Genomic DNA, 25,302 nt, shown 5'->3' with positions numbered 1-25,302 from the left:
GTCGACGTGACTTCGACCTGCGCTTTGACACGGACACGTGGCGGCGGAAACGGTGCCGGCGGCGACGAGGCGGTGAAGAGGGGACCGTGGAGTGACAACGCCCCTCCGCCGGCCTGACAGCACCTGACAACGCCGACGGCATACCGGTACCCGACCGTGGTCGGCGGACGCCGCCGTCGAGGGCGTCGTCATCTCACGCCGTCATCGACGGGCCGGCTGACAGTGCCCATCCGGCTGGCCGGGACGGTCTGACGAGACCGCTGTCCGGGTGACAATGCAGCGGCGCGCGGCTCGGTGACGCCGCTGACGTGCGGACTCCGGCAGCGACCTGACAAGACCGGTCACCCCCGTGTCATCGGCGCAGGCCGATGACACGGGGGTGCGTTGTCACAGCCTGGGGTATCTGACAGCACGCGGCGGTGATGGTCCTGGAGCCTCGCGGCGGCGACCCGGCACGGCGGAGCGGGCGTCGCGAGAGCAGTCCCGGCAGCGGGGCGGGACGAGTGGGCGGGGCGTCCGCTGTCAGAAATGTGAGAGATCACCGTAAGGGCAGCAGGTGTTCGCCACCGCTGACAAACACCGGTTTGAGGGTGTCAGCGCATCACGGCGCGGCGTGGAGCCGACGCCACATGAGCGAGCACACGTCGCAGCACCACGATCCCCGTCTCGGCCCGACCGTCGACACCGGCCCGTACGCCGAGGTCGACCCGACACCGACCGACCTGGTCGCCGGCGACCCGCCGGTACCACTCACCGTCTGGCGCACCGCCCGTACCCCGGAGGACGCCGGCCACAGCATCGGAGCCCGGCTTGCCGCCCGGCTCATCAGCGCCTACAGCCGTCCTGGTGAGGCGGTCGTTGATATCACCACCGACCACGCTCTCGCCCGGTCCTGCGCGGCGGGGGACCGTCGTCACCATCCGGCCTGGTTCACCGGGGCGTCCAGCCTGATTGTCGGCCCGGCTACCCCGATCTCGCCGGCCGCTGGTACCACCACGGGCGCGGACCTGGACGAGGAGGACGACCTTCCGGAGATGGGCGCCTGGTTCGGTGACGACCTGACTGACCCCGATCTGCACCCGTCGGCCGAACCGGTGGCCGACCTGCCGTCTGGCGACTCCCTGCAGGCAGCAACGAGTCTCGTGGTCACCTGCTGGCCGCTCGACGCCAACGCCGCCGCCCACCAGGCCCGGCTGTCGCGGCTACTGACGGCCTGCGCCGCGCTGCTGCAACCGGGCGGCTGCCTGATCCTCGTCGGCACCGTCCCGGCCGGCATCACCGCCACCCCGGAGGACTACTCCGGTGTGGTCCGGGCCGCCGCCAGCGTCGGACTGGGCTACCTGCAGCACCTCGTGGCGGTCACCGCCGAGACCGACGGGGACGCGTTCGTCTACCACGTCACCGACGAGGAACTGCTCACCCTCGCCAGCACCGCCAACCAGCGGTGGCAGGTGGCGCACCTGCGGGCCCACGCGGACCTGATGGTGTTCAGCCAGGTCCAGGGCCAGCGCCAACCCTCGCACCGGCGGGGTGGGCGCGACGGCGGTGGTCGCCGTGGGTGAGCATCGCAGAGACCCCGTAGCGGCCCGGCCCGACGGGCGGGCCACCACCAGCGGCGCCGCGGACAGTGCCGGCGGAGAACGGCACCCCGCTGCGGCGGAGCGGCTGTCGGTCTGGGCCACCGCGCAGGCCACCGGCCCCGTCCAGCGCCGCGGCCGGTACGTCCGCGAGTCGGTGCAACACCCGGCACGGATGCTTCCGGCGATCGCCGCGCACGCCGTGGCCGCCTACACCGCGCCCGGGGACCTGGTGCTCGACCCGATGTGCGGGATCGGCACGACCCTGGTCGAGGCGATCCACGCCGGCCGCGACGCGATCGGGGTCGAGTACGAGTCCCGCTGGTCCGACATTGCCGACGCCAACATCAAGCACGCCCACACCCATGGCGCCACCGGCCGAGCCGGTGTCATCCGTGGCGACTCCACCAGCATCCTGTCGCTGGTGCCGGCGGCCCTGGCCGGCCAGGTAGCTCTCGTGGTGACCTCGCCGCCGTACGGGCCGACCGTGCACGGCCTGGTCCGGCCCGGCGCCGACGGCGTGGCGAAATTCGACAACACCTACAACGACGGTACGGATCGGGGGAACCTCGCCTACCGCGACCTCACCGGGCTCGCCGACGGATTCGCCCGGATCCTCGCCGGCTGCCACACCCTGCTCAAGCCCGGCGGAGTCGTCGTCGTGACCGCCCGACCATGGCGCAAGCAGGGCGAACTGGTGGACCTTCCGTCAGCCGTCATCGGCGCTGGCACACGGGCCGGCCTCACTCCCGTCGACCGGTGCGTGGCGCTACTCGCCGCCGTCCGAGACGGCGGACTCGTGGCCCGACCCTCGTTCTTCCAACTACAGGCCGTACGCAGGGCTCGGGCGGCCGGCACCCCCATGCACCTGATCGCGCACGAGGACGTCCTCGTGTTCATCAAGAGTCCGGCGGCGGAAGCCGGAACGGTGCTCTGACCTCACCCACTCACCGCTACCTGCCCTGGGCGCCAGTGTGCGGAGTTCCACGCTCCCGCTGCTGGTCGCCCAGGGCAGGCGACCTCTTCTCTTCACATCAGCAGTGAACGCAGCCGATTCCTCGCCGCCGTCGTCGCACAGCGCCACGACGGCCCCCGTAAGGAGCCACTCCCGTGCCTTCACGACGAACCCGCAGACCCACATCGACCTCGGCGACCGGCAGCACGCCCATGACCTGGACCGTGGAACGCATCACGGCGCTGGGCACGACCACGGACCTCGCGACCGCCGCGGCCATTCTCGGCATATCCCGCTCGGCGGCCTACAAGCTCGCAGCACGCGGCGCCTTCCCGACGCCCCTGTTCCGCGCCGGTGCCCACTACCGCGTACCAACCGCCCCGATCCTGCGGGCCCTGCACCTTGAGCCACCAGCGCCGTCGGTCAACGGCACCGACGACGCTACGGGGCATGACACCGGCGGGCACATGGCCGGCGGCACGGACGCCACCGGCCGGGAACCGCGCTGAGCCCACCCACGACCCACCCTCCCGAGCTGGCGCGAGCCAGCCGGCCGGACCGGGTGTCACGACTTGATTCCGCCCGCCCGTCACGCGTGGATGTCGATCGACCAAACCGATGCCCCGGCCCCCTGAAGAACGGGAGCACGACCTGCCATGCCAGACGGAAGCATCTTCAAACGCTGCGGATGCCGCCAGCCCGACACCGGCAAGCCCTTCGGCAACGCCTGCCCGAAACTGCGCCGACCGAACCGCGCCTGGAGTTCCGAGCACGGCCACTGGGCCTACCAACTCGAACTTCCCGCCACCGGCGACGGCCGCCGCCGGCAACTGCGCCGCGCCGGGCTGGACAGCCGACGTGAGGCCGCCGCCGAACTCGACCACGCCCGCGCGCTTCTCGCGCTGGCCGGACACGACCGCCGCCGCCGTACCGAGATCGCCGACCTGCTCCAGGCCACGGTCCGTGCCGGCGGCGTCCTTCCCGACATCGACGGCGTACGTCAGCGGCTGCGCGGCGACGGCCCACTCGCACAGATGCCGACCGTGGCCGAGTACCTCATCCAATGGGTCAACGAGCTCACCATCGACGCCAACACCATCCGTGGCTACGAGTCGATCGTGCGGGTACACCTCATCCCGCATCTCGGCCAGATCCCCCTGGACAAGCTGCGTACCGGCCACGTCCGTGCCATGTTCACCGCCATCGAGAACCGCAACGAGGAGATCCGTACCGCGAAAGCCAGCACCGATCCCGGGGTCCGCGCCACGGTTACCGGTGTCCGTCTGACCGGGCCCTCGACCCGTCAGCGCATCCGCGCCTGCCTACGCAAGGCGATCAACGACGCCCTCGCCGACGAACTCATCGTCGGCTCCAACCCCGCGGCGCTGGTCAAGACTCCCGCCAGCCGGCCGCTGCCCGTCGTCTGGGAGGACGAACGGGTACAGCGGTGGGAGGCCACCGGGGAGGTGCCCGGCCCCGTGATGGTGTGGACCGACACGCAGATCGTGCGGTTCCTCGACTACGCAGCCGCTCACGCCCCCGACCTGTACCCGATGTGGCACTACATGGCCTACCGCGGGCCCCGCCGTGGTGAGGCGTGCGGGTTGCGCGACAGCGACGTCCGCCTCGACCGCCGCGAGACGACGATCAACAACCAGATCGCCACCCACGGCTACACGACGGTGCAGAAGCCTCCCAAGAGCAGGGCCGGCACCCGCGACCTGATGCTCGACGCCGAGACCGTCAAGGTCCTCGCCGCCTACAAGGCCCGCCGCGCCGCCTGGCAGCTTGCCGCCGGCAGCAGCTGGCCCGACACCGGCCTGTTCTTCGTGCGGCCCGACGGGCAGCCCTGGCACCCCAACGCCGTCACCCAACGCTTCCGCAGGCTCGTCCGAAAAGCTGGGCTGCCTCCGATCCGGCTGCACGACCTCCGCCACGGCGCCGCTACCGTGGCCCTCGATGCCGGTGTCGACATCAAGGTCCTCGCCGAACAACTCGGCCATTCCACCACGACCCTCACCCGGGACACCTACCAGAGTGTCACCAAGGAACTGCACCGCAGCGCCGCCGAAGCGGTGGCCAGGACGATCGACCGGCGCCGCCCGAAGACCGCGTAACGGAAGACGAAGTCCAATGGCCGAGACGTGCACGGCGGCGACGCCAAGGGATGCCCGCCGCACCCCGGCGCTGGTGATTGCGGCAACCCTGGCCAAGCAGCCGGGGGCGACCGGCTTCGGCCGCCCCCACGTGCCGGGTTCAGAGGGGCTTGCGGGCGGTGGTGGATGCGAACTGGTAGCCGCGTACCAGCACCGTTGGATCGGTCATCAGCTCGGCGAACCGGTCCAGCTCGTCGTGGGACAGTTCCTCGGCGAGGAGCCGGTCGCGTAGCTGGGTGGCGTTGTCGGCGTACAGGCGGCAGCCGGCGCTGCCTCCGGCCCAGGTCTCGGCGGACCAGCGGGTGTGGACCTGCTCGAAGCCGTTGGCGAGCAGGGCGGAGGGAACCTTGTCGCCCCAGTGCAGGTCGACACCGCGAGCGGCGAGGATGTCGAGGATGGTGTGCACGACGCGGGTGATGAGTTCGTTGTCGCTGTCGGCGGGGGCGTGCGCGGACACGGGTGCGTAGACGATCTCGCCGAGGACGAGGTGTCCGCCGGGGCGCAGCGCGTTGATCATCTGGTGGAGCAGCAGGTGCCGGTTCGGCAGATGTTCCAGGACGCAGCGGGCGGTGGCGATGTCGATGGTGCCGGGTTCGACCGGCAGTGGTTGGGTGCGTAGGTCGCGCTGGTAGACGTCAAGAACGCCGGTGGGGTCGAGCATGCTGGTGTCGATGTCGACGGCGATGACCTTCCCCGCGTCACCGACCAGTTCGCACAGGTGCTGGGCGATGGAGCCGGCGCCGGCTCCGACGTCGAGGGCGGTGTGCCCGGCGGTGACGCCCAGGCGGGCCAGGTCGTCGAAGGTGACCGGGTCGAGCATCTCCTGCAGGGGGTGGAGCTGGTGGGGGCTGTTGCGGAACTGGTAGCGCTGCGTGGGTGCGGTGGCCGTCATGGCGTGGCTCCTCGTGTCGTCGTGTTGTGGCAGGGCAGGGGCGTGGTCAGCAGCCAGTGCTGTTGCGGCTGCGGTGGTGGGGGTCACCGGTGTGACTCCGCACGGTTGGGCAGGGCGGGTGACGTCAGGGCGAGGTGGTCATGCAGCACCTGCTCGGCCTGGCCGCCGCTGGTGGTGATCGGTCCGGTGAGGCGTCCGTCGGCGAGGACGTGGACGGTGTCGCCGAGCGCGGCGGCTGCGCGGGCGTGTGGGAGAGCGGCGAGGACGGTCACGCCGTGGCGGGGCAGGTCCCGCAGCGCTTGAGTGACGTGCGCGGCCATGGCGGGGGCGAGTCCTCCGGTGGGTTCGTCGCACAGCAGCAGCCGCGGCGCGGTGCGCAGGGCGCGGGCGATGGTGAGCATCTGCTGCTCCCCGCCGGAGAGTTGGTGGCCGCGGTGACGCAGCCGGGCCCCGAGGGCCGGGAACATTTCCAGCAGCTCGTCCACGGTCCAGGTGCGGCTGTTCGGGTGGCGAGCGGGCGGCCGGGCGACGGTGAGGTGTTCGGCGACGGTCAGCGACGGCCACAGCCGCCGGCCCTGCGGGGCGAGGGCGACCCCGGCGCGAGCGGCGCGGACAGGCGTCCAGCCGGTCACGTCGCGGCCGTCGAGCAGGACCCACCCGGCGGTGGGGCGCAGGTGCCCGGCGAGGGTGTGCAGCAGGGTGGTCTTTCCGGCGCCGTTGGGACCGACCACCGTGTGCACGGCGACGGCCGCCAGGTCGACGTTGATCTGGTGGAGGACGGGGGTGTCGGCGTGGTAGCCGGCGGCGAGGTCACCGATGCGCAGCATCGTCACCCCCGGCGCCGAGGTAGAGGGCGGCGACGGCAGGGTCGGCGCGCACCGTGTCGGCGGGGCCGTCGGTGTGGCGGCGGCCGTGGTGCAGCACGGTGATCCAGTCCGCGAGGGCGGCCACGACGTCCATGTGGTGCTCGACGAGCACGACCGCCATCCACCCGGGCAGGCCGCCGAGGATGTCGAGGAGCCGGCTGGTTTCGGTGTCGGTGAGGCCGGCGGCAGGTTCGTCGAGCAGCAGCACCCGGGGTTGCCCGGCGAGGGCGACGGCAAGGTCGAGCATGCGGCGGTGCCCGTGCGACAGCGTGACGGCCGCCTGTCCGGCGTGATCGGCGAGGCCGACGAGGTCGAGGACCTCGGCTGGTGTGCGGTCGGGATGATGGCGGTGGTGCCAGCCGCCCATCCGCACGCAGTCGAGGACCGTGAGGTCGGGGTAGGCGGTGGGGTGTTGGAAGGTACGCCCGATGCCGGTGCGGGCCCGCCAGGCGGCGCCGCGGCGGGTGATGACCTGCCCGTTGTAGGTGATGGCGCCGGTCTGGGTGCGGGTGGTGCCCGCGAGCAGGTCCAGCAGGGTGGACTTGCCGGCACCGTTGGGGCCGATGACGGCGTGCCGATCGCCGGGGGCGACCGTGAACGCGTCCAGGTCGAGGACGGTCAGCCGGCCGTAGGCGTGACGCAGTCCGGTGGCGACCAGGCCGTTGCCGTGGGCGCGGTCGATGTCGCTCGGTAGGCGCTGCGAGGGCACCCCGGCGGGATCGATGCGGTGGACGGTCTTCACAGCGTGCTCCTGACAGTGGATCGGCCCGCCTCGTCTGCCGGGGCCGGGTGGCCCGTGCCGTGGGCAGAGCGAGGGTGAAGGCGGAGGGAGAGGCGGTTGGGTAGGGCGGTGAGGCCGCCGGGCAGCAGATACACCGCGGTGACGAAGAGGGCACCGAGCAGCAGGGGCGCGTGGCCGGGCAGCGGGGCGGCGACCACGTCTCGCACCGTGAGGACCGCGATCGCGCCGGTGGCGGCGCCGGGTAGCGACGTGGCGCCGCCGATGACCACGGCGAGCAGGGCGAGGGCGGCGGTGGTGAAGCCGACGTCGGCTGGGGTGATCCACCGGTGGGTGTGGATCAGCAGTGCCCCGCCGATGCCGGCCACTGCGCCTGCGCCGGCATGTGCCGCCCACAGGTAGGTGGTGACTCGGTGGCCGCTGGCCGTGGCGCGGGCCTCGTTGCCGCGTACGGCCGCCAGCAGCGTCCGCCGGTCACCGCCGAGCAGCGCTATCGCGGCGGCTGTCGCGGCGATCGCGACGACGGCGGCGTAGAGCAGTACCGTGCGGTCGGCCAGCAGTGGCGGCAGGCCGGGCAGCAGGCGGGGGGCGGGGATCCCGGCGAGCCCGTCGGTGCCGCCGCTGACCGTCCGCCACTGGGCGGCGGTGATCGCGGTCAGTTCCGTGGCGGCGAGGCTGAGCATCAGGAACACCGTGGCGCGGTAGCGGACCAGCACCGCCCCGATCACTGCGGCGGCCAGGGCTCCCGCGCCGGCCGCTGCTAGGAGGTGCAGTAGGGCGAGGTCGCTGCCGGCGAGGGCGAGGCGTGCGGTGGTGTAGGCGCCGGCCGCGTACGGGGCGACCTGGCCGAGAGTGGGCAGGCCCGCGTGGCCGGTGACCGCCGCGACGCTGACCGCCAACACCGCCAGGGGCAGCATCCGCGCCGCGGTGGCGTGCAGATACGGATCCGGTGACAACGCCACAACGCCCACCACCGCAGCAGCCAGACCAGGTGTCACCCATGGCCGTCCGCGTCGCGCCAGCGCCCGTGCCACCGTCGGTGGCATGCCGGGTCCCGGGCTGCTCATGCGGGTGCCCGTCCGGGAAGGCTGGTCCGGCGGGCCAGCAGCACCACGGCCATGGCGGTGATCAGCAGGTACGGGGCAACCGTGGGGAAGGACGTCACGCCGACGGTCTGCAAGAGTCCGACGGCGAGGGCGGCGGCGAGCGCGCCGGGAACGGAGCCGAAACCGCCGCAGACCACGATGATCAGGGACAGCAGCAGGGTGGTGTCGGCGGTGTGCGGGCCGACGCCGAGGATCGGGGTGGTCAACGCCCCGGCGAGACCGGCGAGAGCCCCGGCGGCCACCAGCACCGCCGCGTCCACCAGGCGGGGGTTCACACCGATGCCGGCGACCATGGCCCGGTCGTCGACCGTGGCCCGGACGAGCTGCCCGGCGCGGGTGCGGTGCAGCAGCACGTACCCCGTCGCGACGACCACGAGGGCGATACCGAGCACGGCGAGCCGGTCGACCGGATACCGGTGCCCGGCGACCCCCGCGGTCGTCTCCAGCGCCCCGGGCAGGCGGGGTCTCAGGGTGTCGTGGCCGTAGGCGGTGGTGAGCAGGTCCGCGCCGATGAGCGCGACACCGAAGGTGAGCAGCGCCTGGTCGAGATGCCCGCGGCCGCGCAGGCCGGCGGTCGCGGCGGCGAGCAGCCCACCACCGGCGGCCCCGACGAGGGTGGCGTAGCCGGCGGCGAGGGCGAGGCTGGCCCAGGTGCCCGAGCTGGTGGCAGCGGCGACGTAGCCGCCAGCGGCGATCAGGGTGCCGTGCGCGAGGTTCAGCACACCCCCGGCGCCGAACGCGACGGTCAACCCCGCAGCGGCAATCGCCAGAAGCAGCCCGTAGGCGACCCCGTCGACGGCGGGTATCAGGTAGGCGTCCACACGTACCGCACCCCCTTCTCGTTGTAGATGTTTCGGTCAGGGCAGGGTGGTGAGGTCCTGCAGCAGGACGTTGGACAGCACCGGGCCGTCAGGCTTGACCTCGCGCAGGTACCAGCGCTGCACCGGACGGTGCTCGGTAGGCTCGAACTGCCAGTCCCCGCGCGGCGACACGACCCGCCCGACCCGCCCGATCGCGGCGTTGAGCTTCTCCCCGGTCACCTGCCCGTCGACGGCGGACAACGCCCGATCGAGGACGGCGGCCGCGTCGTAGGAGGCCATCGCGAACGTGGTCGGTTGGCCCGGGTGTCCGGCGGCGGACCAGGCGGCGACGAACTCCTGGTTCGCCTGATTGCCGAGGGTCGGGCTGTAGTTGAGGACGCTACGGATCCCGGTCGCGGCAGGACCCTGCGCGGCGAGCACGGACCCTTCGGTGAGGAAACCGGCCGCGTAGAGAGGAACGTCGCGCAGGTCGGACTGGGCGTACTGCTTGACGAACGCCACCGCCGCCGCGCCGGCGTAGAAGGTGTAGACGGCTTTCGGCTTCGACTCGGCGGCTCGGTTCAGGTACGGCAGGAAGTTCTCCGTGGCCGGGAACGGGGTGAACAGTGTCTTGCCGTCTGGGTTGGCGAGTTTCCCGCCCAGGCGGGTGAAGGTGTCGGTGAAGCCGCGCAGTTCGTCCCAGCCGCCCTGGTAGTCCGGGCCGATCGCGTACACCTCACCGTCGCCGACCTGCGCCTTGATGTAGGAGGCGATGGCGATGCCGGGCTCGTCGGAGTTGTAGGAGGTGTGCCACGTGTAGCCGAGGTCGCGGGGCTTGCCGCCCACCGGCGCGAACGCCGGCCTCGCGTTCGATCCGAGCAGCGGAACCTTCCGCTCGGTTGTCAGGGTCTGCACCTTGTCGACCGTCGCGCCACCGACCAGGCCGGTCAGGGCGACGACCCGGTCGCGTTCGAGGAGCTTCTGCGCGGCCGGGACGGCCGTGGCCGGACCGTCGCCCTCATCACCGACGACCAAGTCGATCTTTCGGCCGCCGAGGTTGCCGTCGTGCGTGTCGAGGTAGAGCTGGAAGCCGCGTCGCATGTCCTCGCCGACGGTGGCGTAGGTGCCCGACAGCGACACCAGCAGCCCGACACGGACCGTGCCGGAGTCGGTGGCGGTGCTGTTGCACGCGGCACCCGCCAGCAGGACACCGGCCACGGTCAGGGCGGCGAGTCCGCGTCGCGGGCGTGGGCGGAGAACAGACATGAAGATGCTCCTTCGTGCGGGGGGACAGGTGGGTTCCGTGCGGTCAGGACCGCGTGGCCGCCGAGCGGGGCGCGGCACGGGTGAGAACGTGCTCGACGAGGGCGATCAGCAGCCGGCGGACGCTGTCGCGGTCGCGGGCATCGATGCCGACGATCGGCACGTCCGCAGTCAGGGCGAGGGCTTCACGGATCGCGGAAACGGGATAGGACCGGGCATTGGGGAACTGGTTGACCGCGACGACGTAGGGCAGCCGGACGTGGTCGACGTAGTCGAGATGTCGAAACGAGTCCTGCAGCCGGCGGGTGTCGACGAGGACCACCGAGCCGGCGGCGCCACGGACGATGGCGTCTCACATGAACCAGAAGCGGTGTTGCCCTGGGGTGCCGTAGACGTAGAGCGTCACACCGTCGACCTCGAGACGACCGAAGTCCATCGCCACCGTGGTGGTGGTCTTGGCCGGGATATAGGAGGTGTCGTCGGCGTTGCCGGGCGACATGGCGGCTTCGGTGGTCAGCGGCGCGATGTCGGAGACCGCTCCGACGAGGGTGGTCTTCCCGACGCCGAACGGCCCGGTCAGCACGATCTTCAGATTCGGCGGCGCGCCCGCAGGTGGGCGGGCCGCGATGGCGCGTGTGCTCATCGCCGGCCGGCTCCCACAACGGCGAGGGCACCCGCGAAGGCGGGAGTGAGCTGGTCGCCGACCTGGTCGGCGAAGCGGCCGAGCTCTTCGGTGACGAACGCGAGGTCGGCGTCGCGGGTGGCCAGGGTGAGCAGCGACGCGCCGGTGCTCACCGACACCAGGATCAGGAACCCATGAGCCAGCTCAGTCAGGTTGCCCCGCACCCCGCCTGCGGACAGGTCGCGGGCGGCACCGTTGAGCAGGCTGTTCATTCCGGCCGCGACCGCGGCGAGACGTTCGGCGGCTTCCCGGTTGAGCCCGTCGGTCCAGGCCAGCAGCAGCCCATCGGCCGACACCGCCACGGCCTGGCTGATCCCCGGTACGCGGGCGACCAGGTTGTTGTTCAGCAGGAAACTCAGATCACTCATGACTGGCCCTTCGACTGGGGGAAGCGGCGGTCGAGGCCGCGCTGGTAGGCCCCCGCCGTACTGGCCAGGCCACCCATCGAGCGGACCGGCGCGTCGGCAGCGGGCGGGGGCGGGGGTGTGAATGTGGCCTTGGGCTGGCGCTTCGGCAGGCCGTTGGCCGTGGTGGTGTCCTGTCCGGGCAGCCCGCGCGCAGGAGTGGAGGGCATGTGCACCGTGGCTCCCTCAACGAACCACGCCGGTGGCGGCAGGTGTCGGGCTGTCTCGTCGTAGGCCGGCGTCGACTCCGGCTCAGTCGCCCGGCGGGGCACCGGAATCACCGGCAGCGCTTGAGTAGGGCCATCGGTCGTGCTCGGGGCGGGCGGCCGGCGTCGGGCGGGCAGGGCGGCCGAGCCGCCGCGCCGGGCTGGCACCGCCGTGGGCGCGGGCAGGGTAAGGGTGGACGCAGGTGTGCCGCCGGGAGCACGCCGTCCGGCGATAGGGCCGGGGGGCAGCGCGGCCGGCTCGGGAATGCTGATCAGGAGCTTGTCAGCGGGGATCTCGACTTCCGCGACCGTGCCGTGCGGCTGTCCCGGCAGTAGCCGCACGCGCAGCCCGTGCGCCGCGGCTAGCAGCGCGACGGTGGCCAGGCCCTGGCGCCGGATGTGCTCCACCTCGATCATCGGCGCGGGCTCGGCCAACTCGGCGTTGAGTCGAGCCAGCAGGTCCGGCTTGATGCCGGGACCGGTGTCGGTGACCTGGATGATCGCCCGGTTACCCAGCAGGTGCCCGGTGACCAGGGCGTCACCTGGGCTGTAGCGGGTCGCGTTGTCCAGCAGCGACGCCAACAGGTGTACAAGGTCATCGATCATCGGCGGTGGCACCAGCACCCGCTCGTCGATCACCCCGAGCCGCACCCGCCGGTACTCCTGGATCCGGCCCTGCGCCGCCTGCGCCACCGTCACCAGCTCCGCCGGCTGCGGATGCACCGCCCCCAACGACCGACCCGACAGCACCAACAGGCTCTGCGTGGCGTGAAGCAACTGCGCGGCGAGACTGTCCACCGCGAAGAACGTCGCCAGGGTCGCGGCGTCCTTCTCGTCCCGCTCGGCCATATCCAACTCGCGCAGCAGCCGATGCGTCATCCCCTGACACCGCCGCCCCACCGCCTCCACCGCACCGGCAGCCACCCGCCGCTGCCGCGCCAGATCCGTCGAAATCCGGTACGTGTTCAACGCCAGCGAGTCGAACGCGGCGGCCACCTCGTCCACCTCGTCCCGCGCCGATCCGGATGCCAGCGCGGCCGCCGGCGGCGGAACCGACGCCGGGTCGGCAGGATCCGCCGCGTCGACGCGGCGGACCAGGTCTGGCAGGTCCCGCTCAGCGACCCGGGTGACCGCGTCACGGACTCGCCGCAGCCGCCGAGCCAACGCCCGGCCCTGCCGCCACGTCAGCGCTGCTGCGGCGGCCACGAGCGACACCGCCGTACCCGACAAGACACCGGTGGTCACCCACTGCTCGGTACGCTGCCGACCCACCTTTGCGGCGATGTCGCCGTCAACGCGGGTCTGCACCTCGTGCAGGCGATCACGGCGCTCGCTGGTCGCCGCCGTCCATGCCCTGGCGTGGACCCGCAGACGCTGCCCGACCTGGGTACGGGCGACCGAGTCATCGAAACGTTGTGCCGCCAGCACCTGCGATCCGATCAATGCCTGGTCCAGCCACGACCGCCACCGTGCCGACGACCGCTGCGTCACCGCCAGCAGCGCCTCGTCGTAACCGGCCCGCGTCGCCGCCAGTTCAGCCTGCACCGCCGGGGTCAGCACCACACCATTGCCGGTAGCGACCGATACCTGTTGGATAGCCGCGTACTCCGCCGCCCGGGACAGCGCCGCTGCCACCCGCAGCTGATCCGCGACGGCACCTCCGGCACCGCCCACCTGACCGACGCTCTCCCGCACCGTCAACCCCTGCGAGATCGACACGCGGTAGCGGACCAGGACCGCCGTCAACGACGTTGACCGCGCCCTGACCTGCTCTCGAAGAGCCGGCAACAACCGAAGCTGCTCATCGAACGGCCCAACCAGCTCACGCAGGCCGGCGGAGTCCACTCGGTCGCGGTGCCGCCGATAGGCGTCCACCGCGCGGTCGGAACCTGTCACCTGCTCCAGATAGGCATTCAGGCCTGCCTGTGGATCCGATACCAGGCGGGCGGCAAGCTCACGCTCCCGGCCGAGCTGATGAATCGCCTCACCCGCGCTGGCCGACACCGCGACCAAGGACTGCAATCGGTCAGCGTCGAGCGCTTGCCGACTCGTCGACGCCACACCCCACGCGGCGAAGACAAGGGTCGCCGCCAGCGGAATGAACAACAGGAGCGCAAGCCTCCTGGCAACAGGCACGACAATCCTCTCCGTCTTGCTGTGCCATCCGCGAATGGCCCTCTGCCCCGATGGTCGCTCGATTTAAATGGCTTGGTCGATACCGAAGATGCGGACAAGAGCTCTTGTCCGCATGGGCTTTTTCCTCGCCGAGATTGAACCTGCGATGGGCAGTTCAAGAGCGGACATCCAGCGGCAGGTAAGGCGCTTGGGCGTAGAGTCGGCCATGTCTGAGCGCTCGCGCCGGCCCGGTGGCCCGAAACCTTCGCTGGGCCCTAGCCGGTGCCCCTACGACCGGATGACGAGGCTCGCTGTCGTCCGGTCGCGCGTCGAAGTCGTTCGAGGAGGACCCGTGGGGCTGGCCGACAGGATCGCTGCGTTGTCGGTGGACGATGCCGTCCGCGCCTCGGTGAGCTATGACCAACTGCGTACCGGTGATGGCGGCCTGTACTGGCTGGAGACTCGCCCTGAAGCCGGCGGGGGTGCGACGGTGACACGTTGGCGGCCCGGCGAGGGCAAGCGTGATGTCAGCCCGGAGGGCTTCGATATCAGCAGCGGCGTTCATGCGTACGGAGGCGGATCGTTTGCTGTCACCGATGAAACGTTGTGGTGCGTCGGCGGGGATGGCCTCTACCGGAGCCGTCGGCACGGCGAGGAACTCGACCTGGTCAGCCAGGGATCCTTCGGTGACCTGACGATCGGTGACGGCGAGTTGCTGGCTGTGCGGGAGTCGGAGCAGGGTGACGAACTCGTCGCGGTATCGCTCACCGGTGCTCCGCAGATGCGGACTCTCGCCGTGTCCCGAGGGTTTCTCGGTGCGCCTCGGCCAGGTCCGGAGTTGTTGGCCTGGACCGCGTGGAGCGAGCGCGACATGCCCTGGGACGCGTGTGAGATCTGGGTGGCCTCCTACTCGCCGCGTGGCGTCATCGAGGACCCGGTGAAACTGGCCGGCGGCCCGGATGAATCGGCGGTGGAACCCCGGTGGGGACCCGACGGGGCGCTGTACTTCGTGTCCGACCGTAGTGGCTGGTGGAACCTCTACCGGTGGGACGGCCACCAAGTAAAGGCGGTGGCACCGATCGCGGGTGAGTGCGCCGCGGAGCCATGGGAACTGGGCTACACGTCGTACGGCTTCCTCGACGACGACCGGATCGTCGTGGCAGTGCAGGAGGGGCCGCGACACCGCCTTGTCGTCATCGAGCCCGACGGCACTGTCCGCCCGGTCGACCTGCCGTACACGTCGATCAAGCCGTATCTGGCCGTCCGACGGACGACCGTGGCGTTGATCGGATCGTCACCGACCGCAGCCCCACAGGTCGCGCTCGTGAACCTGGCTGGCGCCCATTCTCAGGTCGAGGTGCTTGCCAGGCCCGAGCCCGCCGAACTCGACGGGACGCGAGTGTCGACGCCGACGGAGCTGCGCGTTCGAGTGACGAACGATCGGGAGGTGCTCGCCCTGGTGTATCCGCCGACGGGCTCGGCGGCGGACTGGCGGGCACCGGTAATCGTCCGGGCGCATCCCGGGCCTACCGCCTCCTGCCTGCTGCGCCTCGACTGGCAGACTCAGTTCTTCACCAGCCGCGGGTTCGCCGTCGTTGATGTCGACTACCTCGGCAGCACCGGCTACGGCCGGGCGTTCCGGGAATCGCTGTACGGCCGATGGGGACTGGACGACGTCGATGACTGCGCGGCGGTGGCGGGCCACCTGCTGTCTACCGGGCGGGCAGTGCCGGGGCAGGTGTTCATCCATGGTGCCAGCGCCGGCGGGTACACCGCGTTGCACACGGTGGCACAGGACGGCCCGTTCGCCGCCGCCACCGCCGTGTCGGCGATCGTGGATCCTGACCGGTGGGCAGAGACGGTACCTCGGTTCCAGCGGGCGCACGCGATGCGGCTGCGAGGTGGTGCCGGCCGGGTCCATGCCGCCGCTGTGCACCGGCCGGTGCTGCTCATCCATGGCACCGCCGACGAGGTGGCCGTGGTCGAGGACGTACGCGAACTCGCCGACGAGTTGGCGTCTCTCGGCATGGCGCCCAAGGTGATGCTCCTTCCTGATGTTGGTCACTATGTGGCGACGTCCAGCCAGGCGGGTGCGGCGTTGGAGGCGGAGCTGGCTCACTACCGCTCGGTGATGGCGGCTGCGGCCAACGGTCACGGGGCTTACACGGCTGCCAGCGGTAGTCGGTGACGCACGTACTCGTCGAACTCGCGGACCTCCGGCTCGCACCGGTAGGGCTCGAGGTCGGCCTGTACCTCGACGATGCGCTGTAGACAGCGGTGAGAGGTGGTTCGTGCGGCGTGGTCAACCGCCTCGAGTGCGATGGCGCAGGCTTCGTCGATGCGGCCGGCAGCGGCCAGCGACGAGGCCAGGAGCGCGGTGTCGATGGCGAGTCGGCGGACGTGGGTGGGGCTCAGCGCGGTGAGGGCGTCGCCCAGGTGCCGCTGGGTTTGCTGCGGTCGGCCCAGGTCGTGGAAGCAGTGGGCGATCTCGTCGGCGAGGTACGCCGCGTCGAAGTACCGGATCCACGCCGGCTCGTCCTCGGGCCTACTGCGAGCCAGTTCCTTCTCCGCGACGGCGACGTGGGTCAGGCAGTCGTCCTCGCGTCCAAGGCGGGCGTGCGCGCGCGCCACCACCGCGTGCAGCGCGGCTGCCACAGCGTGCGTCGCCTGGGTCTCGCTTCCTTTCACCGCCGCCAGCGCCATGCGATGTGCCGGCTCGGGGTGGCCGCAGTGTAGCGCGAGGTGGCCGATGTTCACGGCGAGCAGGTAGCTGCCATACAGGCGGTCGTCGGCGGCTTCCGTCAGACGTAGAGCGCGAAGGTAGCGGCGCTGGGCGAGGCCATGGGCACCGGTGTCGACCGCCTGGTACCCGCAGAGTTCAAAGAATCCCGCCGCCAGGGTGTAGAGGTGGCGGGCGACAGATTCGGAGGCGGGGGTGTTCGCCAGCAGCCGGTTCAGTTCGCCTTCGACGTACCGCTGCACCTGGGCGTGGACTCGTCCAGCGCCATGGGTGTGATCCAGCTGCCGGAACATCGCCAGGGCGGTCTCCGCTGAGTGAAGATTCTCTTCGTCGACTCGGTCAGGCGAGCCGGGTCGTCCGGCAACGGACAGGCGGGGTCCCGCTGAAGCGTTCAGCCAGTCCAGCGCGGCGCGGTCAAGAACGCCTGGCTGGAAGGGAACACGGACAACCATGTCCGCCACCCTGGGCGTCTCGGCCGGTTGGGCGGGCAGCAGAGGGCCGGCGTTGGTAGGACCCCTTGGGGGCGCTATCCGCTTACCCTCGCTGGCACGACTTTCCTCGAGAAGCGGCAGCAGGCGGGTCAAGGCCCCTCCGGCCGCCAACGCCCTGTCGCAGGCCTCGACGAATTCCCGGGATGGAAAACGGTCCGCTGTCTCGATCCGACGCACCAGGTCGGCGCTGAATCGGATCATCGCGCCGAGTCGTGCCTGCGAGAGGTTGGCCCGCTCCCGCAGCCGGCGCAGCTCGGCACCGAAGAAGTGGCGCTCGGACAGGGACGGCTGGAGCATCCGCGGGGTCTGGCCCATAGCGCCTCCTCGGGCTGTTCGCACCACTATGGCGATGAGCAGCATGGATATCGAGCACATAGGGTCACTCAGCATTCAGCGTGGCGCAACCAAGAACGCCGAGATGCGTGGATGCGGGAGAAGCTCATTTGTGGCGCACATGCGGACAACCGCTTCGTCCGCATGCTTGGCATTCACTCCACCGGCTCGACGGCTGATTGTGGAGAGGGGCGCTGGCTACTCGTCAGATTCGCCTCCGACTTGGACGAGCGAGGGAGGTTGCAGTGGAGCAGGAGACCGCTTCGTCGCCGTGATCTTGATACACGCTGGCTGCGCCCTCGGCCTTGCCGCCGTAGGCACGGGCATGCGCATGGACATCCACGCATATTGCATGAGCACCCAAGTGGGCCAGCGGGACGCCACCTGTGACCGGCGCCACATCGACTTCAGACTCCGACGTGACTTGGTGAGTCCAACGGCTTGAGGCTCTGTTGAGCCGAGAAGAGCGGAACGACGGGCATCCGATCTGGAGGCCCTGATGGAAGGGAGAGCACCGCAATTGAGTGTCGACACGGCGAGCGGCGAGGACCTCCACGCCGCAATGGTCGATCAGCTCGTCGCTGATCACGCGGAGAAAGGGCTGATCATGCGGCCCGAGGTGGAGGCGGCGCTACGGTCCGTGCCACGCCACCTGTTCACACCGGATGCCGCGCTGACGGAGGCGTACCGGGCCGACCAGGCCGTGGTGACCAAGCGGATCGGCGACGAGGCCGTCAGCTCGGTGTCGGCACCGTGGCTCATCGCGGAGATGCTCGGTCAGGCAGCCGACGCCATCGACGGCGGATTGTCCGGCCGCCACGTCTTGGAGATCGGTTCCGGCGGATACAACGCCGCGCTGCTGCGCGAGCTGGTCGGCCCGTCGGGCTCGGTCACGACCGTAGACATCGATCGCGAGGTGACCGACCGGGCCACCGCCTGTCTCACGGCGGCGGGTTACGACGACGTGGCCGTGGCGTGCGCGGACGCCGAGCAACCGGTCAACCCGGGCCGTTCATACGACCTGATTATCGTCACGGTCGGCGCCTGGGACATTTCCCCGGCCTGGACAGCGCAGCTCGCCGAGAACGGAACGCTGGTCGTACCGCTGCGGACGTTCGGGATGACCCGCTCGTGGGCAATGCGTCGGACGGGGGACCGGCTGGTCAGCCACAGCCAGCGGTTGTGCGGGTTCGTGTCGATGCAGGGCGCCGGGGCGCATGAGGTGCGGTACGTCGACATCGCTGATGGGATCCACCTGCGGCTGGACGAGGACCAGCAGGTCAACCGGCACGCCGTCGGTGAGCTGTTGGCGCAGCCACCGGCGCAGGCATGGGCCGGGGTGAGCCTGCCCCCTCGCACCGTCCTGGCTGACCTCGACCTGTGGCTGGCGACCCGCATCATCGATGCGGGACAGCAGTTCGTTGTTCTCACGGCTCAGCAGGAAGCCGTCGATGCGGGCGTCGTCGCCCCCGCGTGGCGCTTCGGCACACCGGCGGCCCTCAACAACGGCGCGTTCTGCTACCGCTCGACGCTGCGCTGGACTGACGACGACATGTTCGACCTGGGGGCCTGTGCGCATGGGCCCGATGCCGCAGCGGCGGCCGGTCGGATGGTCGGACACATGCGCGCGTGGCTGGACGCGGGCAGCCCCTCGCCGGTGCTGCACGTCCTGCCCGCTGGTACTCCCGACGGCGACCTGCCGGCCGGGACGGTGCTGGACAAGCGGCACAGCCGCTTCGTCCTCACCTTCACCCCCGCATAGAAGGGAACGCACGTGAACGAAACCGATGCCTCGGAGTTCGCCCTGGACGTCAGCCTGGTCGACGCCGGCCCCACCGCGGGCGGCTACGCCACCGCCACCGACGACGGGTGCGGCTCCGGCAACACCGGCTCCAACGCCTGCACGACTAGGTGCGACGGCGGCAACTGACCAAACCGTTCCTCTCACGATCGGGCCCGGCGTCAAGCGCGCCGGGCCCGTCGATTCGGTGGTGCAACATGGTTCCCGCAGCTGGTGCGGCGCTGATCAGGATCGCCGCCTACCCGAAGGGCCTCGTGCTGCCTGCCTGGCCCGACTTGGCCCACGGTCATCCGGATCAGTGGCGCGAGTGGCTGGACAGGACGTGGAGGCTTCCCGGGTTCGCGGCGGCTGTCACCTGCGCGGCACCGCAGCTGGCCGACCAGATCCAACGCGCTCTGAGCGGTGAGCCGGTGCCTCAGCAGCGGCTGCGGCGCCTGGTGCAGTCAGCGGTCCGGTACCTGCTGCGCTGGACCACCCGTGCGACCCCGTTCGGCACGTTCGCCGGCGTGGCCCCTGTTCAGTTCGGCGTTCGCGCGGCGGTCCGCCTGGGCGAGGCTCATCGCGTGGTCTCACGCCCCGATGGCCAGTTCATTGCCGAGCACACCGCGCGGGCCGAACAGGACCTGGCCGCTCTGCGTGCCGTCGCGGTGGTGACGAACTCGTTGGGATACCGGCGCGGCGACAGGTGGGTGCTGCCCTGTGCCCACGCCAGCGCCGATCGGCGGTGGGACGTCGAGATCCGCCTGACCGGCCCGATCCGGGCTGCGATCCAGGCAGCGCGGTCCCCGGTCAGGTTCGCCGAACTCGCCGCGACGGTCGCCGGACCCGCCAGCGTCGCCGACGCCGAGCGGCTGCTGGCCGAACTGGTCCACAAAGGGGTGCTGCTGTCGGCCCTACGCCCACCCATGACAGCCACCGACCCGGCCCCACGTGTTGCCCGTCACTACGCCATTCCGGAGCCGGGTAGCCGGGTCGCCGTTGATCTACGCGCCGACATCACGGTGACGTTGCCCCCGCCGGTACTGCACGAGGCGGAGCGGGCCGCGTCGACGCTCGTGGCGGTAGCGCCGCCTCAACCGGCCGGATGGACCGAGTACCACAACGCGTTCATCGAGCGGTGGGGCCCAGGAGCGGCTGTTCCCATCCGTGATGTACTGAACGTGCTGGGGTTCCCGGCTGGCTATCGGAGATCCACTCGCCGCGCCCCAGCGCTGTTCACCGCCCGAGACCGGCTGCTCGGACAGCTCGCGCAGCAGGCCGCACTCGACGGCTGCGCCGAAGTGGTGCTCAACGACGCGCTGATCGACCGGCTGCATGGGGATGACGACCGGCCGCCGATCCCGCACACCGAACTGCGGTTCACCCTCGCCGCCGACACCCCGCACGATCTGGACCGCGGCGCGTTCACCCTGACGGTACTCAGCGGGTCCCGCCATGCCGGGGTCGCCGCAGCCCGGTTCCTGCATTTGCTCACCCCCGCCGAACTCGCCGGATTCCAGCAGGTCTACCGGAATCTGCCGACTGCCCTGCCTGGCGCGGCCACAGTGCAGCTGTCCGGACCCCCACTGGACGTCCGTCTCACCGCAGTGGCCCGCGTGCCCGAGCTGCTGCCTGTCCTTCCTCTCGGCGATTTTCACCCGGCACCGCCGTGGACGGTCGAGGATCTGGCGGTGACCGGCGACGGCCGCCGTTTGTGGCTGGTATCGCTGGCAACGGGTCAGCCCGTCGAACCGCTGCTGTTCAACAGCGTGCTGCTGCCCACGCTGCAGCAGCCGCTGATGCGGTTCCTGGCCGAGATCTGGATCGCATGGACGGCGCCGTGCAGCCGGTTCGACTGGGGACACGCCAGCGGCCTGCCGTTCCTACCCCGCCTGCGGCGTGGACGCACCATCGTGCACCCCGCCCGCTGGATCATCGACCACACCGCGCTTCCCGCTTCTGGCGCGGCATGGCCGCAGTGGCGCGCCGCCTGGCAGCGACACCGCCACCAGCGGCACATCCCGCAACAGGTCCTGGTCGGCGACGACGACATACGCCTACGCCTTGACCTGGACGACCACGCCCACCTGGCGGCGCTGCGCGACCACCTCGACCGGCGTTCCCGCACCGTGCTCGCCGAGGCTCCAGGGCCAGCGGGCTGGATCGACGGCCGTCCCGCGGAACTCCTGCTCACTCTCACCCACCCCGCGCCGGCCACCCGACCAGCCCGGCCAGCCCGGACCGCTACCACTGTTCAGCACTGGCCTGGGCGGTCAGGTTGGCTGGAGGCACGCCTACACGGCCGGCTCGACGACATCCTGGCCGACCTCGCCGGGCGCCCCGCCGACTACCTCCCAGCGGGCTGGTGGTTCCTGCGGTATCCCGATCCCGAGCCGCACCTGCGGCTGCGCATCCCGCTTCCGGACATCGGCCGCTTCGCCGACTCCGCCCGTCATCTCGCCGGCTGGGTGCAGCACCTACACGATGACGCCGTCGTACGCGACTACAGCCTGCACCCCTACCGCCCCGAAACCCGCCACGGTGCCGCAGCGACCCTCGCCGCCGCCGAGAGGGTGTTCGCCGCCGACTCCCGTGCCGCCCTGCACAGGCTCACCGGTGACCGACAAGCCGCCACCGCCGCCGGGATGATCGCCATCGCTGACGGCTTCACCGGTGACGGTCCGCGCTGGCTCGCCACGCACGCCGCCCACCGGACCGGTCCCCGCCTCGAGCCCGCCCAGCTCGAACATGCCCGACGCCGGGTGCACGACGAGCAACTCGCGGCAGCGCTGGCCGGCTACCGGTCGTTGGTCGTCGATGACGGGCTCGACCCCGACGAGGTGCTCGGCGATCTGCTGCACCTGCATCACGCCCGCATGATCGGCGTCGACCTCGCCTCCGAACGGCACTGCCTGCGGCTGGCCCGAACCATCGCCCGCACCACCCTCGCCGGGCGTAAGCCGTGACCGCGGGACAGTCCCTCGCCGACGGCGCGGTGGGCATCGCCCTGCTGCACTTGGAAACCGGCAACTGGGCCGTAGCGTACGAGGCACTGCGCCAAGCGATCGCCGGTGGCGTGAGCATCGCCGAGGGGGCCAGCCTCTTCTACGGCGCTCCCGCGCTCGCATTCGTCCTCGCCACCACCGACTACCCGGGGCTCGCCCAGGCACGAGCGGCCACCGCCGACGGCACCGCCACGGTGACCCGCCGACGGCTCGACGCCGCCCACCGCCGCATCGACCGACACCAGCAGCCGCACTACGCCGAGTACGACCTCATCCGCGGGCTGACCGGGCTCGGCGTCGTTCTACGCCGGCTCGGCGAATACGACCTGCTCCGTCAGGTCCTGGACTACCTCGTCCGGCTTACCGAACCGCGAGGCGCACTGCCCGGATGGTGGTGCTGGAACAGGCCCGAACGCCGCCAGGCACCGCCCGTCGGCGGTCACGCGAACTTTGGCATGGCCCACGGCATCACCGGCCCACTGGCACTGCTCGCCCTCACCCTCCGCGACGGCATCACCGTCGCCGGACACACCACGGCGATCAACCGCATCAACCGATGGCTGGACACCTGGCAACAGCACGCCGACGGCACGATCTGGTGGCCGCAAACCATCACCCTCACCGACTTACGCCGCGGAACACCGGCCCAACAGACCCCGCTGCGGCCGTCCTGGTGCTACGGCACCCCCGGCATCGCCCGCGCCCAGCAACTCGCCGCACACGCCCTGCACGACACCACCCGCCAGCACCTCGCCGAGACCGCATTCACCACCTGTGTCACCGACCCCGGACAATCCCGGCGGCTCACCGACCGAAGCCTGTGCCACGGCACCGCCGGTCTGTTGGCCACCGCTCGCCGCGTCGCTTCCTGCGCCCTCACTCCAATACCCCTCGACCTCGTCGACGATCTCCACCAGCAGGCCACCCTGACCACGAATGAGCCCAAGGGGCTTCTCGACGGCAAGGCAGGAGCCGACCTCGTCACCGCCGCCGCCACCGCCACCGCCTGGGACGCCTGTCTCCTCCTCACCTGACGAAAGAGCCGCCGTGGACCACACCCCCTGGCACCAGGTCAACATCACCTTCCCCGGCCAGACCGCCCGCGAGCGCGAGCAACAGGCCGTCGCCCACCTCAGTCGAGTGCTTCCCGCCGCCGAGACCGCCGGCCTGATCACCTCCTGGTGGTTCATCCGCAAAGGCGCCTGGCGCATCCGCTACCTACCCACAAGCAGCCCAGACAGCGGAGACCAGGCTCGCCGGCTACTCACCGAAGGGGTCAACTGGACCAACGACATCTATGAAGCCGAGACTCACGCGTTCGGCGGCCACGACGCCATGACCACCGCGCACACGCTGTTTCACCACGACAGCCGCCACCTCCTCACGTACCTCCACCAGCACCCCACCACCCGGCGCGAACACTCCCTCATCTTGTGCACCGCACTGATGCGCGCAGCAGCACAGGACCTCAACGAGCAAGGCGACGTATGGGCACAAGTCGTCGAGCACCGCGCAGCACACGTCAACCAGGCACCCGCAACCGATGTCACGACGTGGGAGAGCTTCACAGGAGACGTTCGGCGCCTGCTGCTCGGCGCACCTCGCACCACCGGCGACTGGCACACCACATTCGAGAACGCCGGCACAGCCCTACATCGCCAACGGGAAAGGGGAAGGCTCACCCGTGGCCTTCGGGCAGTAATCGCATTGCACGTGATCTTCCACTGGAACAGGCTCGGACTACCCGCCACCACCCAAGCCACCCTCGCCCAAGCGGCCCAGCACGCCATCTTCGGCCTGCCCGGTCCGCACCTGCCGGACCGCGGGTAGACGCACCAGGAACGAGAGGAAGAAAGCGCCATGCCCGAGAAGGTGGTGACCACCAAGGTTCTTTGCTACGTGGTGAGGAAGGGGCACTTGCTCGTCTTCCGGCACACCGACTTCAGCTATGAAGAGGTAGGCATCCAGGTGCCGGGCGGCAGCGTCCGCCCGGGTGAGGATCCGGCGGACGCGGCGCTACGCGAGGCCCGCGAAGAGACCGGACTGACCGGGTTCACCGTCTTGCGCAAGCTGGGGGAGGTCGAGTACGACATCAGCCCGCTCCGCTTCGAGATCCAGCGCCGCCACATCTTCGAGCTGGCGCTGCACGGGGCGACGCCCGAGCGGTGGGCGAGCCAGGAAGACCATGACGGCGAGCAGGAGCCAACCCGCTTCGAGTGCTTCTGGATACCGTTACGGGCCGCGCACGTCCTACAATCTGGCGAAGGTGCCCTGGTAGGCCGGTTGTTCGACTGACCAGGAATCCCAGCGGCAACCAGGGGAACCGATGCGGGAAGACGAACTGCGGGATCTGGTCCAGCGCAGTCCGTGGTTGGTGCGGGCGCTGGGCGTCGTTCGGGACTCTGGCCTGCCGGACACCTGGATCGGCGCGGGCGCCATCCGCGACCTCGTCTGGAGCGAGCGGTACGGCGACGGCTTCGACCCGTCATCGGTGCGTGATGTCGACGTCGTCTTCCTCGACCCAGCGGACCTGAGCCGCGAAAACGACGACCGGGCCACCCAGCGGCTGATGGCGGCCTGGCCGGAACCGCCGTGGGAGGCGAAGAACCAGGCCGCCGTGCACACCTGGTACCCAACCAAGTTCGGCGGCGGTCCGGTGGCCCCGCTGCGCACCATCGCCGATGCGGTCGCTACCTGGCCGGAGTACGCCACCGCTGTGGCCGTACGCCTCGACGCGCACGACCAGATCACGGTGTGCGCACCGCACGGCCTCGACGACCTGCTCGACGGCGTGTGGCGGCGCAACCCAACCAGGGTCAGCCCGGAGATCTCCCGGCGACGACTCGCCCGCCACCGCCCCGCCGAACGCTGGCCCGGCGTCCGCGTCGTGACCTGAGCCGGCCTCCGAAGCCTGCTGCCCGGGTCGACCTGCTGCTCGCGGGGTGCCATGGTTGCGGTATGAGAGGCGCGCTACCTCCAGAGGTTCGCCTCGTTCGCACTTGCGGCATGCTGGTCCTGTGTTTGCCAACGACGTAGTCGCAGCCCTTGCACAGTGGTCGCCGTGGTTACCCTTCCACGATGCGGCTGTCTCGGCGCCGCGTCTCCCAGGCGTGTACCTCGCTCGGCAAGGGGCAGCAGGCGGTCTCGTCTACGTGGGCATGGCCGGCGAGCGTCGTGGCCAAGGACTTCGAG

The 25,302-nt window shown here is 70.7% G+C and carries 21 protein-coding genes and 1 pseudogene; 12 read left to right on the top strand and 10 right to left on the bottom strand.

Features of this window, described 5'->3' with window-relative positions:
* Window positions 1-629: 629 nt before the first annotated feature.
* From DER29_RS08280 to DER29_RS08265, 4 genes are all read left to right on the top strand, one after another.
* Window positions 630-1,562: a hypothetical protein gene (locus DER29_RS08280; protein WP_121396812.1), complete on the top strand. Its 933-nt coding sequence runs from the start codon at window positions 630-632 to the stop codon at window positions 1,560-1,562.
* Window positions 1,555-2,514: a TRM11 family methyltransferase gene (locus DER29_RS08275; protein ID WP_370040053.1), complete on the top strand. Its 960-nt coding sequence runs from the start codon at window positions 1,555-1,557 to the stop codon at window positions 2,512-2,514. Before DER29_RS08280 ends, DER29_RS08275 begins: the two co-directional genes overlap by 8 nt.
* A gap of 230 nt (window positions 2,515-2,744) precedes the next feature.
* Window positions 2,745-3,041: a helix-turn-helix domain-containing protein gene (locus DER29_RS08270; RefSeq protein WP_233599680.1), complete on the top strand. Its 297-nt coding sequence runs from the start codon at window positions 2,745-2,747 to the stop codon at window positions 3,039-3,041.
* 147 nt (window positions 3,042-3,188) lie between these two features.
* Entirely contained in the window at window positions 3,189-4,649 is a 1,461-nt protein-coding gene (locus DER29_RS08265) for a site-specific integrase (RefSeq protein ID WP_121396811.1), read from the top strand.
* Window positions 4,650-4,788: 139 nt separating this feature from the next.
* Here the strand turns inward: DER29_RS08265 and DER29_RS08260 are convergent, their stop codons facing one another.
* The 9 genes and pseudogenes from DER29_RS08260 to DER29_RS08220 form a co-directional block, all read right to left on the bottom strand.
* Window positions 4,789-5,580, bottom strand: coding sequence for a class I SAM-dependent methyltransferase (locus DER29_RS08260; protein ID WP_121396810.1), 792 nt, complete (start codon window positions 5,578-5,580; stop codon window positions 4,789-4,791).
* Between the two features lie 83 nt (window positions 5,581-5,663).
* A complete protein-coding gene (locus DER29_RS08255; RefSeq protein WP_121399091.1) occupies window positions 5,664-6,407 on the bottom strand; it encodes an ABC transporter ATP-binding protein in 744 nt (247 codons plus the stop codon).
* Window positions 6,391-7,188: an ABC transporter ATP-binding protein gene (locus tag DER29_RS08250; protein WP_199729176.1), complete on the bottom strand. Its 798-nt coding sequence runs from the start codon at window positions 7,186-7,188 to the stop codon at window positions 6,391-6,393. The genes DER29_RS08255 and DER29_RS08250 overlap by 17 nt, the downstream gene beginning before the upstream one ends.
* Window positions 7,185-8,147, bottom strand: coding sequence for a branched-chain amino acid ABC transporter permease (locus tag DER29_RS08245; protein WP_158618982.1), 963 nt, complete (start codon window positions 8,145-8,147; stop codon window positions 7,185-7,187). The genes DER29_RS08250 and DER29_RS08245 overlap by 4 nt, the downstream gene beginning before the upstream one ends.
* Window positions 8,148-8,248: 101 nt before the next feature.
* Window positions 8,249-9,112, bottom strand: coding sequence for a branched-chain amino acid ABC transporter permease (locus DER29_RS08240; protein WP_121396808.1), 864 nt, complete (start codon window positions 9,110-9,112; stop codon window positions 8,249-8,251).
* A gap of 36 nt (window positions 9,113-9,148) precedes the next feature.
* Window positions 9,149-10,357, bottom strand: coding sequence for an ABC transporter substrate-binding protein (locus DER29_RS08235; protein WP_121396807.1), 1,209 nt, complete (start codon window positions 10,355-10,357; stop codon window positions 9,149-9,151).
* Between the two features lie 43 nt (window positions 10,358-10,400).
* A pseudogene (locus tag DER29_RS08230) lies at window positions 10,401-10,997 on the bottom strand (ATP/GTP-binding protein).
* A complete protein-coding gene (locus DER29_RS08225; RefSeq protein ID WP_121396806.1) occupies window positions 10,994-11,404 on the bottom strand; it encodes a roadblock/LC7 domain-containing protein in 411 nt (136 codons plus the stop codon). The pseudogene DER29_RS08230 and the gene DER29_RS08225 overlap by 4 nt, the downstream one beginning before the upstream one ends.
* The gene (locus tag DER29_RS08220) at window positions 11,401-13,782 is read right to left on the bottom strand and encodes a nitrate- and nitrite sensing domain-containing protein (RefSeq protein WP_121396805.1); all 2,382 of its coding nucleotides are present in this window, start codon (window positions 13,780-13,782) and stop codon (window positions 11,401-11,403) included. The genes DER29_RS08225 and DER29_RS08220 overlap by 4 nt, the downstream gene beginning before the upstream one ends.
* A gap of 331 nt (window positions 13,783-14,113) precedes the next feature.
* On the opposite strand from DER29_RS08220, the gene DER29_RS35115 reads away from it, so the two are divergent.
* Window positions 14,114-15,949 (top strand): prolyl oligopeptidase family serine peptidase, encoded by a 1,836-nt coding sequence (locus DER29_RS35115; protein ID WP_233599679.1) that lies wholly within the window; start codon window positions 14,114-14,116, stop codon window positions 15,947-15,949.
* Here the strand turns inward: DER29_RS35115 and DER29_RS08205 are convergent.
* Window positions 15,922-17,307 (bottom strand): helix-turn-helix transcriptional regulator, encoded by a 1,386-nt coding sequence (locus DER29_RS08205; RefSeq protein ID WP_121396804.1) that lies wholly within the window; start codon window positions 17,305-17,307, stop codon window positions 15,922-15,924. The two genes, DER29_RS35115 and DER29_RS08205, sit on opposite strands and share 28 nt — an antisense overlap.
* A 580-nt stretch (window positions 17,308-17,887) precedes the next feature.
* Here DER29_RS08205 and fxlM point away from each other — a divergent pair.
* From fxlM to DER29_RS08170, 7 genes are all read left to right on the top strand, one after another.
* Window positions 17,888-19,087 carry a methyltransferase, FxLD system gene (fxlM, locus tag DER29_RS08200; protein WP_199729420.1) on the top strand — a complete coding sequence of 400 codons (1,200 nt, stop codon included), beginning with the start codon at window positions 17,888-17,890 and terminating at the stop codon, window positions 19,085-19,087.
* A gap of 12 nt (window positions 19,088-19,099) precedes the next feature.
* On the top strand, window positions 19,100-19,255 hold the full coding sequence (locus tag DER29_RS08195; RefSeq protein WP_121396803.1) for an FxLD family lanthipeptide: 156 nt from the start codon (window positions 19,100-19,102) through the stop codon (window positions 19,253-19,255).
* Window positions 19,256-19,323: 68 nt separating this feature from the next.
* Entirely contained in the window at window positions 19,324-22,071 is a 2,748-nt protein-coding gene (locus DER29_RS08190; RefSeq protein ID WP_121396802.1) for a lantibiotic dehydratase, read from the top strand.
* Window positions 22,068-23,144: a lanthionine synthetase C family protein gene (locus DER29_RS08185; protein WP_121396801.1), complete on the top strand. Its 1,077-nt coding sequence runs from the start codon at window positions 22,068-22,070 to the stop codon at window positions 23,142-23,144. Before DER29_RS08190 ends, DER29_RS08185 begins: the two co-directional genes overlap by 4 nt.
* 13 nt (window positions 23,145-23,157) lie before the next feature.
* Window positions 23,158-23,940 (top strand): thiopeptide-type bacteriocin biosynthesis protein, encoded by a 783-nt coding sequence (locus tag DER29_RS08180; protein WP_121396800.1) that lies wholly within the window; start codon window positions 23,158-23,160, stop codon window positions 23,938-23,940.
* 30 nt (window positions 23,941-23,970) lie between these two features.
* Window positions 23,971-24,405, top strand: a complete 435-nt coding sequence (locus tag DER29_RS08175) for an NUDIX domain-containing protein (protein ID WP_121396799.1) — start codon at window positions 23,971-23,973, stop codon at window positions 24,403-24,405.
* Between the two features lie 31 nt (window positions 24,406-24,436).
* Complete coding sequence (locus DER29_RS08170) at window positions 24,437-25,006, top strand: nucleotidyltransferase family protein (protein ID WP_121396798.1); 570 nt, start codon at window positions 24,437-24,439, stop codon at window positions 25,004-25,006.
* The last annotated feature ends 296 nt before the right edge of the window (window positions 25,007-25,302 follow it).

Source organism: Micromonospora sp. M71_S20 (genome assembly GCF_003664255.1).
GTDB lineage: Bacteria > Actinomycetota > Actinomycetes > Mycobacteriales > Micromonosporaceae > Micromonospora.
Note: the sequence above shows the minus strand (reverse complement) of the source record. Positions and strands in the feature narration are given on the sequence as shown.